Here is a 16755-nt window from a genome sequence, read left to right on the forward strand (position 1 = left end):
AAAAGAAAAACAAAAGAACGGCGAGCAAAAGACAGAGGACGGGCGGGGAGGACGACAGGTGCTGTGTTTGCGGGCAGGAGGGCCCCCCCCCCCCCCACAGCCATGCAAACCGTCAGGTTTGTGAAAACGCGCGCACACGCGCGCCCGAACACAGGGAGCAACTGTGCGTGACATGGTCGAAATCGGTATGGGGCGGGTCGCCCGTCGGACCTACGAGCTGGACGACGTCGATATCGTGCCTTCGCGGCGGACGCGTTCGTCGAAGCTGGTCTCGTTGGCCTGGCAGCTCGACGCCTACCGTTTCGAGATCCCGGTGCTCGCGCATCCCACCGACGCGCTGGTCTCGCCCGAGTTCGCGATCGAGCTCGGTCGCCAGGGTGGCCTCGGTGTGATCAACGGTGAAGGCCTGTGGGCGCGGCACGCCGATGTGCAGTCCAAGATCGACCAGCTCATCGATCTGGTTGACAAGGGGGGTTACGAAAAGGCCATCTCGCTGCTGCAGGAACTGCACGCCGCGCCGATGCAGCCCGATCTGCTCGCCGCCGCCGTCGCCCAGGTCCGGGCAGCCGGGGTGACCACCTCGGTGCGGCTGAGCCCGCAGAACGCCCGCGCGTTCACTCCCGCGCTGGTCCAGGCCGGTATCGACCTGCTGGTCGTGCAGGGCACCATCATCTCCGCCGAGCACGTGGGTGGCGAAGAGCCGCTGAACCTCAAGACCTTCATCGCCGAACTGGACGTGCCCGTCGTGGCCGGAGGCGTGAGCGATCACCGCACCGCGCTGCACCTGATGCGCACCGGTGCCGCGGGCGTCATCGTCGGTTACGGCTCGTTCCCCGGCGCCACCACCACCGGTGAGGTGCTGGGCATCGGCGTGCCGATGGCCACCGCCATCGCCGACGCCGCCGCCGCGCGTCGCGACTACCTCGACGAGACCGGCGGCCGGTACGTGCACGTGATCGCCGACGGTGACGTGGCCACCTCGGGTCAGCTGGCCAAGGCCATCGCCTGTGGCGCCGACGCCGTGATGCTCGGGGTGCCGCTGTCGGCGTCGGCCGAAGCGCCCGGTCGCGGCTGGTACTGGCCCTCGGCCACCGCGCATCCCTCGGTGCCGCGCGGTTCGTTCCTGCCGGTCGACGAGGCATGGATCGACGGTCCCGACGGTGCGGTGGCTCGTCCGAGCCTCGAGCGGGTGCTCTACGGGCCGTCCGACGACCCGTTCGGTTCGCTGAACCTGGTCGGTGGGTTGCGTCGTTCGATGGCCAAGGCCGGGTACTCCGACCTCAAGGAGTTCCAGAAGGTCGGGCTCAGCGTTCGCTAGCGCACGCGGGTCAACGAGACCCGATCTCGCAGGAACCGGGCGATCGCGGTATTGACCGGTTCCGGGTGGGTCATCGTCACGGCCAGGCGGGCGCCATCGATCTCCACGAAGGTGGAGGCGGTGAGCCCGTCTGCCAGCGTGCGGGCGCGATCGCCGGCGATCCCGCTCTGGTTGGCGTGGATGATCAGCGCGGGGCAGGTGATCTCGCGCAGCCGGTCGAGCACCGAATCGCGGCCGAGCAGGCAGCCCACGGCGGCGTCGAGGCCGCTGTGCGCGTCGCCGACCCAGCGCCGGGTCCAGATGTCGCGGTACCAGCTGTCGTCGCCGATGAGCCAGTCGGCCAGGCGGCCCGCGGCTTCCTCGCGGGAGCTGCGGTCGTGCCACTCGTCGAGAAAACGTTGCGTGGCGGCGGACTGTTCCAGCGTGGGGCCGTGCGCCTCGGTGCTGATCAGGATCAGCGCGGCGACCCGTTCGGGTGCCACCAGTGCTGTGCGCAATGCTGTGAAGCCCCCTTGCGCGGTGCCGCCGACGATGGCGCGTTCGGCGCCGATCGAATCGAGCACGGTCAGCGCGTCGCGCGCGGCGGTCCAGTACGTGAACGGCAACCGCTGATCCCTGGTGCGGCCGTGTCCGCGCGCGTCCCAGGCCACGATCCGGAATTCGGGAGCGAGTGCGGCCTGCTGCGAGGCGAACATCGTGCGATCCATGAAGAATTCGTGGGCCAGCAACACCACCGGACCCGTGCCACCGCTGTCTTCGTAGTAGATGTCGGCATCGATCGCGCGGGCGAATGGCACGTGCACGAGGATAGCCAGCCCCACCGCGCCACGCCCAAGAATGGGGTTGCGTGGTGGACTGTCACCGTGTGGCACGATGCCCGCTGCTTGCTCGTGTCACCCCGTCACTAAACTGGCCCGGTGGCTGATACTCAGAGACCCGTCCTCGTTGTCGACTTCGGCGCGCAGTACGCCCAGCTGATCGCCCGGCGGGTGCGTGAGTCGCGGGTGTTCTCCGAAGTCATTCCCCACACCATGACCGTGGAGGAGATCGCCGAGAAGCAGCCGTTGGCCGTGATCCTGTCCGGTGGTCCGTCCAGCGTGTACGCCGAGGGCGCACCGCAATTGGACGCCCGCCTGTTCGACCTCGACATCCCCGTGTTCGGCATCTGCTACGGCTTCCAGGCCATGGCGCAGGCGCTGGGCGGCACCGTCTCGCACACCGGCACCCGCGAATACGGGCGCACCGAGCTCAACATCGACGGCGGTGTGCTGCACGGCGGCCTGCCGACCATTCAGCCGGTGTGGATGTCGCACGGTGACGCGGTGACCGATGCCCCCGAGGGCTTCGACGTCACCGGTACCACCGCGGGCGCGCCCGTTGCCGCGTTCGAGGACCGTGCGCGGCGCCTGGCCGGCGTGCAGTACCACCCCGAGGTGTTGCACTCCCCGCACGGCCAGCAGGTGCTCAGCCGCTTCCTGCACGAGATCGCGGGCATTCCCGCGCAGTGGACTCCGGCCAATATCGCCGAATCGCTGATCGCCAGTGTGCGCGAGCAGATCGGTGACGGGCATGCCATCTGTGGGCTGTCCGGTGGGGTGGACTCCGCGGTGGCGGCGGCGCTGGTGCAGCGTGCCATCGGCGATCGGCTGACCTGTGTGTTCGTTGATCACGGTCTGCTGCGGGCCGGTGAGCGCGAGCAGGTCCAGCAGGACTTCGTCGCCGCGACCGGGGCCAAGCTGGTCACTGTCGACGCGGTGGACAAGTTCCTGGGTGAGCTGAAGGGCGTCTCCGATCCCGAGGAGAAGCGCAAGATCATTGGGCGTGAGTTCATTCGTTCGTTCGAGGACGCGGTCGCCGGGATCGTGATCGAAGAGGGTGCGGTCGAGGGCACTTCGCCGAAGGTGGAGTTCCTGGTGCAGGGCACGCTGTACCCCGATGTCGTGGAATCCGGTGGCGGTACCGGTACCGCGAACATCAAGAGCCACCACAATGTCGGTGGTCTGCCCGACGATCTCGAGTTCGATCTGGTCGAGCCGTTGCGGCTGCTGTTCAAGGACGAGGTGCGCGCGGTCGGTCGTGAACTCGGCCTGCCCGAGGAAATCGTTGCGCGCCAGCCGTTCCCGGGGCCGGGTCTGGCTATTCGCATCGTCGGCGAGGTGACCGCGGACCGGCTCGAGCTGCTGCGTCAGGCCGACGCCATCGCCCGCGAAGAGCTCACCGCCGCCGGGCTGGACAAGCAGATCTGGCAGTGCCCGGTGGTGCTGCTGGCCGACGTGCGTTCGGTCGGTGTGCAGGGCGACGGTCGCACCTACGGTCACCCGATCGTGTTGCGTCCGGTGTCCAGCGAGGACGCGATGACCGCGGACTGGACCCGCCTGCCCTACGACGTGCTCGAACGGATCTCCACACGCATCACCAACGAGGTGGCCGACGTCAACCGGGTTGTCCTCGACGTGACGAGCAAGCCGCCGGGCACCATCGAGTGGGAGTGAGTTAGACCGGCCGCGGCGGCGCCGCCTGGGTGAGCAGGAGCCTGCCAAGGAGGAAGCCGCCGGTGCGCGGTCGGTGGATGGCTGGTGGCAGGACCTTCGCCAACGAAGTCTTCGGCTGCTGGTCGCGTGTGGATTCGTCCATGTGCCTTGTCTTTTCGTTCAGTTGTCGAACAGCAATGGCCCGTCATCGTTGACGGGCCATTGGTGTTCGCGGGGGTTGCGCCTCAGTGGTGTTTGCGGCTGGGTGCCAGCGTGAGCAGCAGGCCGATGACGATGGCGGCGATCACCACGCCCCAGCCGACCGGCAGGAAGCCGCCCTCGTCGGGGGTCGGTGCGCCCAACAGCGCCCAGACGCTGATGGCGAGCGCGATCAGGCCGGTGGTCAGCAGGGTGAACGCGGGGCGGCGTCGGGTTTCGACGCTGTTCTGGTCAGCCACGGTCCACCACCACTTCGCCGGCCTGAACGTCCACGCGCAGGTCGAGGACCGGGGCACCGGGGACGTTGGGCCCGGAAATGCCTTCGGTGCACTGTGATTCGCCCATATTGACCTCGCAGGTTGTTTTCACGGTCATGTTGTCCGGCAATAGCACGGTGGCCTCGCCCAAGTTCACCGACACTTCGACGCTGCGGGATTCGGTGAGGTCCAGCCTGCGCAGATCCAGCGTGCCCGAACCCATGTTCACCTCGTAGCGGGGCTGCAGCTCGGTGATCGAGGCAGGTGCCCAGGTGTGCTCGCCCATGGTGGCGCTGTCGAATTCGATCGGGCCGATCAGCGAGGCCAGCACCACGAATCCGGCCAGGGGAGCGGTGAGTATCAGCAGCCCGTACCCGCGCCGCAGGAACGCGCCTGCGACCAGACCGAGTCCGACGACCGCCAGTGCCAAGGCCGCGATCCGCGCGGTAGTCATCCATTCCACGCCCGCCGACGCTGCCGCGCCTCCTAGTGCCGCGGCGAGGATCGCCAGGCCGATGGTGACCGGAGTCAGCCGGGAGCGTGGACGTTTCGGTGCGGCATGTGGTGGTGCCGCGGGTGCGAACTGGGGTGCTGCTTCGGGTAATTCCCAGGCCAGGGGTGCGACGGCGAGCGGGTCCCAACCGTTGGGTACCTGTGCGTTGATTCGCGGGGGTTCCGGTGCGGCGGAGATGGTTCCGGCCCTGTGTAGAACAGCGGTGTCGTTCGAGACCGGCTGCTCGACCAGTGCCGCGATCTCGGCGACGGATACATCGCCGACCACCGATCTCGCGCTGTCGACACGCTTATCGAGATCGATGCGGGTCGAAGCAGGGGCTGACTGAATCGAATCAGTAGCCGGCAGAACCGAATCCGGTGTTGGGTCGGTGACGATCATGCCGGGGTCGGTTTGCGGTGCCGTCGAAGCTGACGCGTGCACGTCGGCATCGGCCTCGAGCCGGCTTGTCGAATCCTGTTCGCCAGACGTGTCGAGGTTCGTCGCGCTCCGATCAGTGTCGATCGACTCCGTCGCAGTGCTGTCGGTTTCGTCGGTGTCCTTGTGCAGCACAACCGTTTCGGTGGTATCGACCCGTAACAGCGGTGTGGATTCGGCCGAGAACATGCGGTTCGGATCCTGTATGTACACCCGCGCCTCGGGCGAACGGGGAACGTAGATCTCGGGGAGCTTGGTGTACGGGGTGTACAGCCCCGTCGGCGGTACCTCCGGGTTGTACGGGTAGCCGCGCACCGGAACGCCGGTCGGATACCCGGCACCGGGGTAGCCCGCGCCCGGGTAGCCGGTCGTGTTGAGCGGAGCCCGGTAGGCATCGAACCCGGCAGGCAGCTCGGGATGCCGCAGATACAGCATCCACCAGCCGGCCAGCATGAGCCCCATGCTGATCACCCCGGACCCGCCCATCCCCAACCCGATCGGGCCCATGGTCGACACCGCGATGGCCAGCGCCACGATCAACACGATCGTCTTGGTCTGCGAATGCGACGACCCCTGATCGTGCGAGGTCAACGCCTGCGCCGCCGACACCTCGTTACCCGCCGAACTCAACACCAGCCAGGCCAGCAGATACAGCAGGATCCCGGCCCCGCCGAAGATCGTGGACACCACGAAAGCCACCCGCAACAGCACCGGATCGACCCCGTACCGCAACCCGAACCCCGCGGCCACCCCGGCGATCGGACCCTGCCGAGGCAGCCGGACGGGCCGCGTCTGCCACATCTGGGAAACCTGGTCGGCAAAGCTCGTTCTGCTCATGCATCCATGGTGTGCCGCGCAACCCCTTTCGCACATCGGGGGTAACCCTGAGAATTTCCCCGGGTTCGGGTTCGGGTCGGCGACTCACATGAACATGGTGTCGCCGAAGATCGAGTTCGTCGCGCTCACCTGTCCGGTGCTCGCGGTGACCGTCGCCCACGAGTAGACGTTGAGCGGTCCACCGCAGTTGCCCACCATCAGATGGAAGTCACGGTTCACCAGATAGGTGGTGCCCGCGCCGAGCGGCATGGACCCGACGTCGATCTTCTTGATCTCGCCCGGCGAGAGCGACAGGTTCAGATTGATTCCGGCCGAGATCGACGGACCGATATCGGCGGACGCTTCGGGGCCGGACGAGCCGGTTCCGACGCTGGCTCCCGCGCGCACGTCGATGCCGCCGTCGAGCCCGACCGACAGGGTCAGGTCTACCGCGCAGGCGACGAAGTACCCGGATTCGAGTGTGCCGGTCGCCCCGATCGGGGCCGTCACGTAGGCGGTGTTGTCGAGGAATACCTCCCGGTTGGTCGGCATGGCGTTGAGCGGGGGCACCATCCGGTAGGACTCCTCGGCGTGGCCGATGGTGAGTTCGAAGCCGGCGGGCCCGTGATAGGTCCTCTCGTGCGGTGCCATCGGCGTCGCCGAAGCGATCGGCGTCATCGCGAGGGTGCTCAGTCCGATAGTGGCGGCGCCGAGCACGGTGGTGATGATGTTCACGGTGTTCCTCCCCTGAAGCGGCGGCCGCAATTTCGGCCTGCCATCAACGTAGAAAGATCTTCTGCGGTCGACCTTTCGAAAGACCGTGGAATCGGCTGAAAACCCTGCTGGGGACGCCTGCGTGGGTTTTCCGGTCCGGCGCAGGCCACCCCGAGCCCTGTCGATACCGGATCCGACATTCACGCAGGTAGGGGCTGATTCCTGTCCGGACCGGACAGCTCGCCGACCAGGTCGGCGCCGGATCGCTGACATCGGGGACGAGATCAGGGACTTTCCTGATGCCGGTACCCCGCCTCGCGTGCCACTATCGAGGGCATGGATCCGTTCGTTCCCGCCCACGCCGCTGCCAAGGGGTCTGCCACCCCTGCCGGGCGCAGCGCTGCCGCCGGGAACAACGCTGCCCACAAGTCGCCGGATCCGCGATCGGGTGGGCATCGCCTGCGTGGTCCGGCGCGTCTGGTCGAGCTCGCGTTCGGGGGTGAGCCGGTGTCCGATGGGGCGTCGCAGCAGAACTTCCCGCCGCAACGGAGCTTCCCGCCGCAGCAGTACCGGTCCGCGCCGGGGTACGCGCAGTACCCCGGTGTTGCGCAGGGTTACGGCGTGCCGCGCGGTTATCGGCCGATGCTGCCTGCCCCCGGCCCCGAGCCGACGGGGACGCCGGTGCCCGAGACTCCACGGCTGGTCCGTCGGACCGGTGGGCGGGTGGTCGGTGGGGTCGCGGGTGGGCTGGCCGATCACCTCGGTGTCGACGTGGTCAAGGTGCGGTTGGCGTTCGTGCTGCTGTCCGCGCTGGTCGGGGCGGGCGTGGTCGCGTACGGGCTGTTGTGGATCTTCACTCCCGGTGGGGCCGATGCCGCGAAGCCGACCGGTGACGAGCGCAGGCAGGCGATCGGGCTGGCGTTGCTCGGGCTGGGTCTCACGGTCGCGGTCGGCTGGCTGTTCCAGGGGACCGCGGCGCGGGTGATCGCGCCGATCGTGGTGGTCGCGGTGGGTGCCGCGCTGGTGTGGCGTGAATACGATGTCGCCGCGCCGGGTCCGCGTGCGCTGTTCGGGCTGCCCGCGAGACCGTCGGTGGTCACCTGGTCGCGCATTGTGGCCGGGGCGACGTTGATCGTGGTCGGGCTCGGGGTGGTGGTGCTGGCCAGGATCGATCTGAGTTCGCTGGGGTCGGCGCTGATCGCGGTGGCGGTCACGCTGGTCGGTGCGGGGTTGCTCACGGTGCCGCTGTGGTTGCGCATGGTCCGCGCGCTCAATGCCGAGCGCAGTGCCCGCATCCGCAACGAGGAACGCGAGGAGATCGCCTCCCACCTGCACGATTCGGTGCTGCAGACGCTCGCGCTGATCCAACGGCAGGCCGAGGATCCACAAGAGGTTTTACGCCTGGCCCGCAGCCAGGAACGCGAACTGCGCAAATGGTTGTTCGACGACACCGCGCCCGCCCAGTCCAGCCTGTCCACCGCGCTGCGCACCATCGCTGGCGAGGTGGAGGACCAGCACGGGGTGAAGGTCACCCCGGTCACCGTCGGCGATGTCGCCATGGACCCCGGCGACACCGGCGCGGGCCTGCCCAAAGAACACTTCACCGCGCTGCTGGGTGCCACCCGCGAGGCCCTGGTCAACGCGGCCAAACACGCCGACGTCCCCGAGATCGACCTGTTCGCCGAAACCGAGGCCCACCAGGTCAGCATTTTCGTGCGCGACCGCGGTGCCGGTTTCGACGTGTCGGCGGTGCCGGGCGACCGTCGTGGGCTGGCGAAATCGATCCGCGCCAGAATCGAACGCCGTGGCGGCACAGCGGAGATCGACTCGACCGTCGGGCGCGGGACCGAGGTGCGGATTGTCATGCCGCGCACCGATTCCGGGACTTCCGAACCGGATGAGATGGCAGATGAATGCGCAATCTCTGAGCCAGGCGAGGTTGTGGAGGGTGCAACGTCTGAGCCTGTTCAGGTCGCCGATGAGGGCGCAACATCTGAACCGGTCGCAGGCGCAATGTCCGCGCGGGACCAGGTGGGGGTGATGTCCGCGCGGGACCAGGTTGTGCAGGGCTCCACATCGGGGCCGGACGTGAGTGTCGGTTCCGGGCCGCGGGACGACCGGCCCGGAACCGACACCTCCGACGACGCCCCGACCGTTGTTCTGCGCCGGGGGGATCACGTGTCGACCCAGGATCACCCGACTGATCGCTGAGCGGGCGGTCGCACCGGACCTGCGTCGATCTCGACGCGGCGACTCCGCGATGTGGTACCGATGACAGCAGGTCGATCGACACGGTTCGAATGAGGAGTCTGGTAGTGAGTGTGCGGGTGTTCCTGGTCGACGATCACGCGGTTTTTCGGTCGGGGGTGCGGGCGGAGTTGAGCCGGGAAACCGACATGGACGTCGTCGGTGAGGCGGGGGCGGTGGCCGAGGCGGTGGCCGGGATCGATGCGGCGAAGCCGGACGTGGTGTTGCTGGATGTGCATATGCCCGACGGCGGTGGCGTGGCGGTGCTGGCGGGGATCGCGGCGGGGCCGGTGTGTTTGGCGTTGAGCGTGTCCGACGCGGCGGAGGACGTGATCGCGGTGATCCGGGCGGGCGCGCGCGGGTACGTCACCAAGACGATTTCCGGTGCCGAACTGGCCGATGGTATCCGCCGGGTCGCGGGTGGGGACGCGGTGTTCAGTCCTCGGTTGGCGGGGTTCGTACTCGACTCGTTCACCGGCCGCTCACCGGTTCCCGAGCCGCCGCTGGATCCCGAACTGGACTCACTCACCCCACGCGAGCTGGAGGTGCTGCGTTTGCTGGCGCGCGGTTACACCTACCGGGAGATCGCCGAATCCCTGTTCATCTCGGTGAAGACCGTGGAGACACACGCGTCGAATGTGCTGCGCAAGACACAGCAGTCCAACCGGAACGCGCTGACGAGATGGGCGCACCGACGACGGATCGAGTGAGTTCTGGGCGCACGGTCTGGCGGGTGCGGCTGGGGCGCGCGGTGGAGTGCGGCTCTACATCACGGCGATGATGATCGCGATCAGGATCACCAGGCCGATCAGCACGCCCGCGCCGATGGCCAGGGGAGCGCCGTTGGGCAGGTTGTCGATGAAGCTGCCGGTGCGCTGCTGTTGGGGTGCGGCGGTGGCGGCGATCGGGGCGCGGTGCGGGCGCGGGAGGGGGGAAGCATTGGGGCTGCGCAGGCCGCTGGCGGAGTTGCGGGTGGACCAGGCGGGAATGGTGCCGTCTTCGGTGCGCAGGGGCACACCGAGGATGTAGGCGCCGGTTCCCGGCCCGAAGGCCGCGGTGAGGATTTCGTCGCGGGCCTGCGCCATGGTCGGGCGGCGCTGGGGTGCGGGCTCGAGCATGTGCAGCAGGGTCTGCGTGAGGATGCCGCTGCGGGTGGGCGGGATGATCCGGCCCATCGCGGCCTTGGCCACGACGTCGTTGTCGTCGGAGTCGAAACCGAACGGCGGCTGACCTTCCAACGCGGTGTAGAGAGTGGCGCCGAGGGAGAACACGTCGCTGGCCTCGGTGGGAGTGGCGCCGCGCGCGACCTCGGGCGGGAGGTAGGCGGGAGTGCCGGTGATCATGCCCTCGGGTTCGTCACCGTGCGTGTCGCCTGCCCCGCGCGAGATGCCGAAGTCGCTGAGTTTGGCCAGGCCCACACTGTTGCCGCGGTCGGCGACCAGGATGTTGCCGGGCTTGATATCGCGGTGCACGATGCCCGCGGCGTGCGCGGCGGCGAGCGCGTCGGCCACCTGCGCGCCGATCTGGGCGACCTCGACCGCGGGCAGCGTGTCGACCAGCGCGAGCGCCTTGGCCACGCTGCGCGAGGGTAAGTACTCCATGACCAGCCAGGGCTCGCCGGCCTCGATCACCACGTCGTGCACGGCCACGGCGTGGGTGTGCGACAGCTTGGCGGCCACGCGGCCCTCGTGCACGATGCTGCTGCGAATCCGCTCGGCTTCCGCGGCGCTCAGGCCCGCGGTGGACAGCACCTGTTTGATCGCGACTTCCCGGTTCAGCAACCGGTCGGTGGCCAGCCAGACCGCACCCATGCCACCCCCGCCCAGCTTGGACTGCAGGCGGTAGCGGCCCGCGACCAGGTAGTCGGGGCCGATATGGGGACGAGCACGTTCGTTCACGGGTGCGAGGGTAGTCGAATATGGCGCTGACTGGCCGGGATCTTCGCGCTGCTGCGCGGTGGACACGGGGAGGGGGCGGGTGTCACGCTGGTCGCTATCGAACGTATATTCGAATACGATCGATAGCTGGAACGGTGCTGCTGTTCCGGCTCAGGGCGGTTTCTCGCCCGCGGGTCCATCGTGGAAGTAGGTGGTGTTGATGGGTTCGGAAGCGTTGTCGCCCGACCGGGGCGCACGGGAGCGCACGCTCGAACAGCTGCGCGCGCGCATGGCGGCGGTGCCGGGACGCGGTGAGTCCGCGACCGGTCATACACCGCGTGACCAGCCGTTACGCCGAGATATGCTGCCGGTTCCGCCACCGCTGGCAGACCTGCTGCCCGACGGCGGTCTGCCCAAAGGTGCCGTCGTCGCCTACACCGGCGCGCATTCGCTGCTGACCGGTCTGCTCGCCGCGGTCACTGGAAACGGCGGCCACGCCGCGGTCGTCGGCCTGCCTCGACTCGGTTTGCTGGCCGCCGCCGAGATGGGTGCCGAGCTGTCGCGGCTGGCCGTGATCGCCGACCCCGGCCCCGACCCCGCCGAGGTGGCCGCGGTCCTGCTCGACGGCCTCGACCTGGTGGTCTTGGGTCTGGGCGGCCTCGTCGTCCCACCCGCTCGCTGCCGAGTCCTGGCCGCGCGCGCCCGCAACCGCGGCGCCACCCTGGTCGTGGCGGGCGAATGGGTCAACCCGACCCTGCGCCTGGACTCCCGCGTCACCGGCTATCAGGGTCTCGGTCCCGGTCGCGGCCGCCTGCGCTCGGTCTGCCTCGATGTGCGCGTCAGCGCCAAAGCGGGCCAGACCCGCCACGGCCGGATGGACCTGTGCGCCAAAGTCGGCCGCACCGAATGGCTGCCTCGCGAAACCGTCACCCGCGCAACCGAACTCACCGCCTTGCACGAGGCGGTCTCGTGACCGTCGGCCCGTTATCCGGTTCGCCACGATGAGCCTGGGTTGGCTCAGTTCGACCGTTCGGTGGCGTGATGGCGCGCGTTGATCGGGTGTTGGCGGTGTGGTGTCCGGACTGGCCCGCGGTGGCGGCGGCCGCGGTGGCGGGGGTGTCGGCGGATCGGCCGATCGCGGTGTTGCGGGGCAGTTCGGTGGTGGCATGTTCGGCGATCGCGCGGGCCGAAGGAGTGCGGCGCGGGATGCGCAGGCGCGATGCGCAGGGGTTCTGCCCGGAACTCGTTGTCGTAGAAGATGATCCGGATCGAGATGCGCGGTTGTTCGAGCCGGTCGTCGGCGCCGTGGACGCGACGGTGCCGGGGGTGGAGGTGTTGCGCCCGGGCTTGGTCGTGCTCGGAGCACGCGGTGCCGCACGGTATTTCGGTTCCGAGGAGGCCGCGGTGGTGCGGTTGATCGATGCGGTCGCCGCCGCGGGTGCCGAGGCGCAGATCGGGATCGCCGATGCCCTGTCCACGGCGGTGATCGCGGCCAGACGCGGCGCCATCGTGGTGCCAGGGGAGGGTGCGCGCTACCTCGCCGCGCTCCCGATCGCCGAGCTCGCGGTGGAACCGAGTCTGGCCGCACCCGAACGACAAGACCTGGCAGACCTGCTGCGCCGCTTAGGATTACGACGCATCGGCGATTTCGCGCGCCTGTCGCCCGCCGAAGTGGCGTCCCGGTTCGGCGCCGACGCCGTGCTCGCCCATCGCACCGCCCGCGCCCTGCCCGAACGCCCACCCTCGGCGCGCCGCCCCGCCCCCGAACTCACCGTCGACCTGGCCTGCGACCCACCCATCGACCGGGTCGACGCGGCCGCGTTCGCGGGCAGGCACCTTGCCACCCGACTGCACACGGTCCTGTCCGCGGCGGGCGTGGCCTGCACCCGCCTGGCCGTGACCGCGCGCACCGAGACCGGCGAGGAGCTGACCCGGATCTGGCGTTGCGCCCGCCCGCTCACCCCCGCCGACACCGCCGACCGCGTCCGCTGGCAACTCGACGGCTGGCTCACCCGCCGCGCCCGCCCCACCGGACCGATCGTCGCGCTCACACTGGAACCGGTCGAGGTGGTCGCCGCGGGTGCCCTGCAACTGGGTTTGTGGGGCGGCGAAGGGGAGGAAAACGAACGCGCCCGCCGCGCGCTGGTCCGCGTGCAAGGGCTGCTGGGCGGTGAAGCGGTCCGCATCGGCGTGCTCAGCGGCGGCCGCGGCCCCGCCGAACGCATCACCATGATCGCCCTCGGCGACGAACTCACCCCCGCCGCCGACCCCACCCACCCCTGGCCCGGCCGCCTCCCCGAACCCGCCCCCACCCTGCTGCTCCTGCATCGCCCGATCGTCCACCTGACCGCCGCCGACGGCACCGGAGTAGAAATCACCGACCGCGGCCTGTTCACCGCCACCCCCACCCGCTTGCGCTGGGGCCGCAAGGAGTGGGCCCTGCTCGGCTGGGCGGGCCCATGGCCGATCACCGAACGCTGGTGGTCCACACCCGACCCCGCCGTCCTGGCCGTACGAGTCCAAGTCCAACTCGACGCCGACCCCACCGAAATCCGCGCGGTCCTGCTCGTCCACGAGTCTGCCCTATGGCACGCCGAGGGCGTCTACGAGTGACCCGCCCCGCCGCCGATCGCGATCGGACCGCGGATGCGTGGGTGTGCGTCGACGTGGCCGACGCCCCCGGGTTCTAGAGTGAAACGACCCCTGCCCCGGATCGCCCGGCCAGGTCGCGAAAGGAGCACCGTGAACCCCTTCGAGGGCATGTTGTGTTCGGCGGCCGCCGCGGACCTTCCGCTGCCGGGGACCGCGGCGCATGTCACCGGGTGGTTGTGTATCGAGCAGCCGGGGGCGTGGGGGCGTGATGTGATCGGTGACCAGGTGCTGGGGCCGGAGATCACCGCGGAACTGGCGGCGCGTACGTCGGCGGCGAAGGTTCGGCCGATGTTGATCCGTCGTCCTGGGCGCAACGAGTTCACCGGGACCCGCACGGTGTTGCTGGCCAGTTCGCGACCGCAGGGGTCGTGGTGTGTGCGGTTCGAGATCACCGATCTGCGCCAGCTGTTCGATATCGACTTGCACCTGGTCGATGGACCCGCCCCGGATATCGGTGTGCGCGTGGATGATCCGGTGGTGTTGGTCTGCGCGCACGGCAAACGCGACCAGTGCTGCGCTCTGTTCGGCCGCCCGATCGCCGCCGCCTTGGCCGCGGACTACCCCGACCGCGTCTGGGAGGCCTCCCACACCGGCGGCCACCGTTTCGCACCCGCGGTCGTACTGCTCCCATCGGGCCTGACCTATGGCCGTGTCGACGTCTCCGCCGCGCGGGCGCTGCTCGAAGCCGCCGACGCCGGCGAGGTCGCGATGACCGGCCTGCGCGGCCGCAGCTGCTACCCCCCGATCTCCCAACTGGCCGAAGTGGCTGTGCGCGAACAGATCCCGGCCACCGCCACCGAACTCACCGCCCACCCCGACCCCGCACCCACCCACGACCCGACCCTGGCAGGCGCCGCCATCGTCGTCCACCGCGACGGCCGCCGCTGGCACGTCACCGCCCGCACCATCCCCGCCGTCCCCCGCCAAGCCAGCTGCGCCGCCGCCCCCAAACCGGCCACCTACTTGGAACCCGCTGCGATAGAACAACTTCCCCCCGGCCTCTGACCGGCGAAATCACGCACTTCGCGCCCTTCCCGTCAGAAAACTGATCGAAAACGTACGAAGTGTGCGATTACGCCGGTGCGGACGCGATCCGGTGGACTGATGGAACTACCACGCAGTGGCCCTCCCGCTCGATCCTCGACAGACCTACCGTCGACTCCATGATCGACATCCGCGAAATCGCCGGCGACGACACCGAATCGGCAACGCCTGCCCTGCTGGAGCTACGCCCACAGTGGGGCACGACAGCCCGACTGGCCGAGTTCATCGACACCGAACTCCGCCCCGTGGGCTACCGGCTGGTCGGCGTCTTCGAATCCGGTTCTGCCACAGCGCTATCGGTGGCAGGCTTCCGCGAATCCCGCTCGACCGCCTGGGGCCACCACGTCTACATCGACGACGTCTCCACCCTCCCCGCAGCACGCGGCCGAGGCCACGCCGATCGCCTCCTGGACTGGATCACCGCCGAGGCCACCCGCCTGACCTGCACGGCGATCCACCTGGACTCCGGTGTCGGCCCTGCCCGCGCCGCCGCCCACCGCCTCTACATGCGCCACCGGATGACCATCACCGCCCACCACTTCACCCTCGACCTGAACTAGCGCGACTGGCGTAATCGCCCACTTCGTAGGTGTTCAGGCCGGAAATCGGGTGGAGCCGGTGCGGATTGGTCGATTACGCCGGGTTACCAGTGGGTGCCGGGGACCCAGCGGGCTGCGCGGCGTAGGGCGGTGCCGGTGACTTTGCGGGCGGTGGAGGGTTGTTCGGGGGTGGTGGGGGTTGGTGGGTCGACGGGGTCGACCGATTCGCCTTTGGCTGCGGGGGAATCGGGCAGGGCCCGGTAGTAGCGGTGCATGATGCGGTCGCGGAGTTTGGGGGTGAGGATGCCGCCGTATTCGGCGATGGTGCCGAGGGGGACGTCGATGCGTTTGGGGCGTTCGGACAGGGCGCGCACGATGGTGCCCGCGGCCCATTCCGGGGATTCGGAGGGGCCTTGGTCGCCGCTGGGGGCGATCATCGGGGTGCGGACCAGGGGCATGTGGATGGTGGTGAAAGTTACTCCGTCAGCGAGGGTTTCGACCGAGGCGACTTCGGTGAACTTGTCCAGGGCGGCCTTGCTGGCCAGGTAGGCGGCGAAGCGTGGGGTGGCTACCTGGACGCCGGCGCTGGAGATGTTGACGATGTGGCCGAAGCCGCGTTCGCGCATCTGCGGCAGTAACGCCAGGGTCATGCGCAGGGCGCCGAAGTAGTTGACCGCCATGGTGCGTTCGAAGTCGTGCAGGCGGTCGGTGGAGCGGTGGATGGCGCGGCGGATGGACCGGCCCGCGTTGTTGACCAGCATGTCGACGTGGCCGTGCTGGTCGAGGATGGTTTTGACCGTGGCGTCCACGGATTCGGAGTCGGTGACGTCGCACTGGTAGCCGTAGGCCCGACCGCCCGCGTCGAGGATCTCGGTGACCACCGCGGCCAGTTCGTCGCCGCGGCGCGCGAGCAGGAACACCACCGCGCCCTTGTCGGCGACCGCGAGCGCGGCGGCCCGGCCGATCCCGGACGACGCGCCGGTGATCACGACGTGCCTGCCGGTGAGGTCGCGCCGCCGTTTGCGGCCCTGTTCACCCGGGGATCCCTGTGACATCTCACTGCTCCTTGGTTCGTTGGCTACGAACTTACTCTCAAGTAAGTTCGCGGGCCAGCTCTTCGAGAAACTCGAAAATATGTTCGAACGCCTCTCGCCTTTGTTCGAACGTATGTGCGATACTTGTGCACATGGCGGACGATCGGATGGCGGACATCTATGCCGCGGTGCGGCTCGGCGGTAACAACCCTGACGCCGCGCGCGCGGCGCTGACCAGGCTCTGGAGTGAGATAGGGGAAGGCGGCAACCCGTTGTATCGCTGCGTGGTGGCGCACCACCTCGCGGATGTGCAGGAACTGCCCGAGAGTGCGTTGCTGTGGGATCAGCGGGCGCTGGCCGCGGTGTTCGGGCCGGGCATTCCGTTGGATGAGGGGCTGCGCGGGTTCCTGCCCTCGCTGTATCTGAACCTGGCCGACAGCCACCGACGCGTGGGTGACTTCGAGATGGCGCAGATGCAGTTGGCCATCGCGCGCGGGCACCTGGACGTGCTCGCCAACGATGCCTACGGTGCGGTGATCCGTTCGGGTCTGGGTCATGTGGAGGCCGCGCTGGAAACGCGGTCGATGGAGCGCTTGCCCGCGAATTGAGTTGTGCGGCAACAGGAGAGGGGTGCGG

At 68.9% G+C, this 16755-nt stretch carries 15 protein-coding genes and 1 pseudogene; 9 read left to right on the forward strand and 7 right to left on the reverse strand.

Features of this window, described 5'->3' with window-relative positions; translation table 11 throughout:
- Positions 1-163 precede the first annotated feature (163 nt).
- Positions 164-1318, forward strand: a complete 1155-nt coding sequence (locus ACFWVD_RS25925; protein WP_379247061.1) for a GuaB3 family IMP dehydrogenase-related protein — start codon at positions 164-166, stop codon at positions 1316-1318.
- On the opposite strand, the gene ACFWVD_RS25930 is transcribed toward ACFWVD_RS25925, so the two are convergent.
- Positions 1315-2115 carry an alpha/beta fold hydrolase gene (locus ACFWVD_RS25930; protein WP_379247063.1) on the reverse strand — a complete coding sequence of 267 codons (801 nt, stop codon included), beginning with the start codon at positions 2113-2115 and terminating at the stop codon, positions 1315-1317. The genes ACFWVD_RS25925 and ACFWVD_RS25930 overlap by 4 nt on opposite strands.
- Before the next feature lie 120 nt (positions 2116-2235).
- On the opposite strand from ACFWVD_RS25930, the gene guaA reads away from it, so the two are divergent.
- A complete protein-coding gene (guaA, locus tag ACFWVD_RS25935; RefSeq protein WP_379247065.1) occupies positions 2236-3810 on the forward strand; it encodes a glutamine-hydrolyzing GMP synthase in 1575 nt (524 codons plus the stop codon).
- Position 3811: 1 nt separating this feature from the next.
- Here the strand turns inward: guaA and ACFWVD_RS25940 are convergent, their stop codons facing one another.
- From ACFWVD_RS25940 to ACFWVD_RS25955, 4 genes are all read right to left on the reverse strand, one after another.
- Positions 3812-3952: a hypothetical protein gene (locus tag ACFWVD_RS25940; RefSeq protein ID WP_379247067.1), complete on the reverse strand. Its 141-nt coding sequence runs from the start codon at positions 3950-3952 to the stop codon at positions 3812-3814.
- Between the two features lie 82 nt (positions 3953-4034).
- Positions 4035-4247: a hypothetical protein gene (locus ACFWVD_RS25945; RefSeq protein ID WP_379247069.1), complete on the reverse strand. Its 213-nt coding sequence runs from the start codon at positions 4245-4247 to the stop codon at positions 4035-4037.
- On the reverse strand, positions 4240-6033 hold the full coding sequence (locus tag ACFWVD_RS25950; RefSeq protein WP_379247071.1) for a PspC domain-containing protein: 1794 nt from the start codon (positions 6031-6033) through the stop codon (positions 4240-4242). The genes ACFWVD_RS25945 and ACFWVD_RS25950 overlap by 8 nt, the downstream gene beginning before the upstream one ends.
- A gap of 84 nt (positions 6034-6117) precedes the next feature.
- On the reverse strand, positions 6118-6747 hold the full coding sequence (locus tag ACFWVD_RS25955) for an MspA family porin (protein WP_379247073.1): 630 nt from the start codon (positions 6745-6747) through the stop codon (positions 6118-6120).
- Positions 6748-7368: 621 nt separating this feature from the next.
- Between ACFWVD_RS25955 and ACFWVD_RS25960 the strand changes: the two are divergent.
- Together ACFWVD_RS25960 and ACFWVD_RS25965 are read left to right on the forward strand one after the other, a co-directional pair.
- A pseudogene (locus ACFWVD_RS25960) lies at positions 7369-8637 on the forward strand (PspC domain-containing protein); the annotation flags it as partial.
- Positions 8638-9026: 389 nt separating this feature from the next.
- Entirely contained in the window at positions 9027-9683 is a 657-nt protein-coding gene (locus ACFWVD_RS25965) for a response regulator (RefSeq protein WP_379247075.1), read from the forward strand.
- 54 nt (positions 9684-9737) lie between these two features.
- Here the strand turns inward: ACFWVD_RS25965 and ACFWVD_RS25970 are convergent, their stop codons facing one another.
- Positions 9738-10871, reverse strand: coding sequence for a serine/threonine-protein kinase (locus ACFWVD_RS25970; protein WP_379247077.1), 1134 nt, complete (start codon positions 10869-10871; stop codon positions 9738-9740).
- Between the two features lie 199 nt (positions 10872-11070).
- Here ACFWVD_RS25970 and ACFWVD_RS25975 point away from each other — a divergent pair, with 199 nt between their 5' ends.
- The 4 genes from ACFWVD_RS25975 (at position 11071) to ACFWVD_RS25990 (ending at position 15106) form a co-directional block, all read left to right on the forward strand.
- Complete coding sequence (locus ACFWVD_RS25975; RefSeq protein WP_379247079.1) at positions 11071-11823, forward strand: hypothetical protein; 753 nt, start codon at positions 11071-11073, stop codon at positions 11821-11823.
- A gap of 68 nt (positions 11824-11891) precedes the next feature.
- Entirely contained in the window at positions 11892-13463 is a 1572-nt protein-coding gene (locus ACFWVD_RS25980; protein ID WP_379247081.1) for a DNA polymerase Y family protein, read from the forward strand.
- Between the two features lie 147 nt (positions 13464-13610).
- Positions 13611-14507, forward strand: coding sequence for a sucrase ferredoxin (locus ACFWVD_RS25985; protein WP_379247199.1), 897 nt, complete (start codon positions 13611-13613; stop codon positions 14505-14507).
- Between the two features lie 158 nt (positions 14508-14665).
- Positions 14666-15106, forward strand: coding sequence for a GNAT family N-acetyltransferase (locus tag ACFWVD_RS25990; protein WP_379247083.1), 441 nt, complete (start codon positions 14666-14668; stop codon positions 15104-15106).
- An 83-nt stretch (positions 15107-15189) separates the two neighbouring features.
- On the opposite strand, the gene ACFWVD_RS25995 is transcribed toward ACFWVD_RS25990, so the two are convergent.
- Entirely contained in the window at positions 15190-16140 is a 951-nt protein-coding gene (locus ACFWVD_RS25995) for an SDR family NAD(P)-dependent oxidoreductase (protein ID WP_379247085.1), read from the reverse strand.
- 131 nt (positions 16141-16271) lie between these two features.
- Between ACFWVD_RS25995 and ACFWVD_RS26000 the strand changes: the two genes are divergently transcribed.
- Entirely contained in the window at positions 16272-16727 is a 456-nt protein-coding gene (locus tag ACFWVD_RS26000) for a hypothetical protein (protein WP_379247087.1), read from the forward strand.
- Positions 16728-16755 lie beyond the last annotated feature (28 nt).

The organism is Nocardia sp. NPDC058666 (genome assembly GCF_042714895.1).
Classification (GTDB): domain Bacteria; phylum Actinomycetota; class Actinomycetes; order Mycobacteriales; family Mycobacteriaceae; genus Nocardia.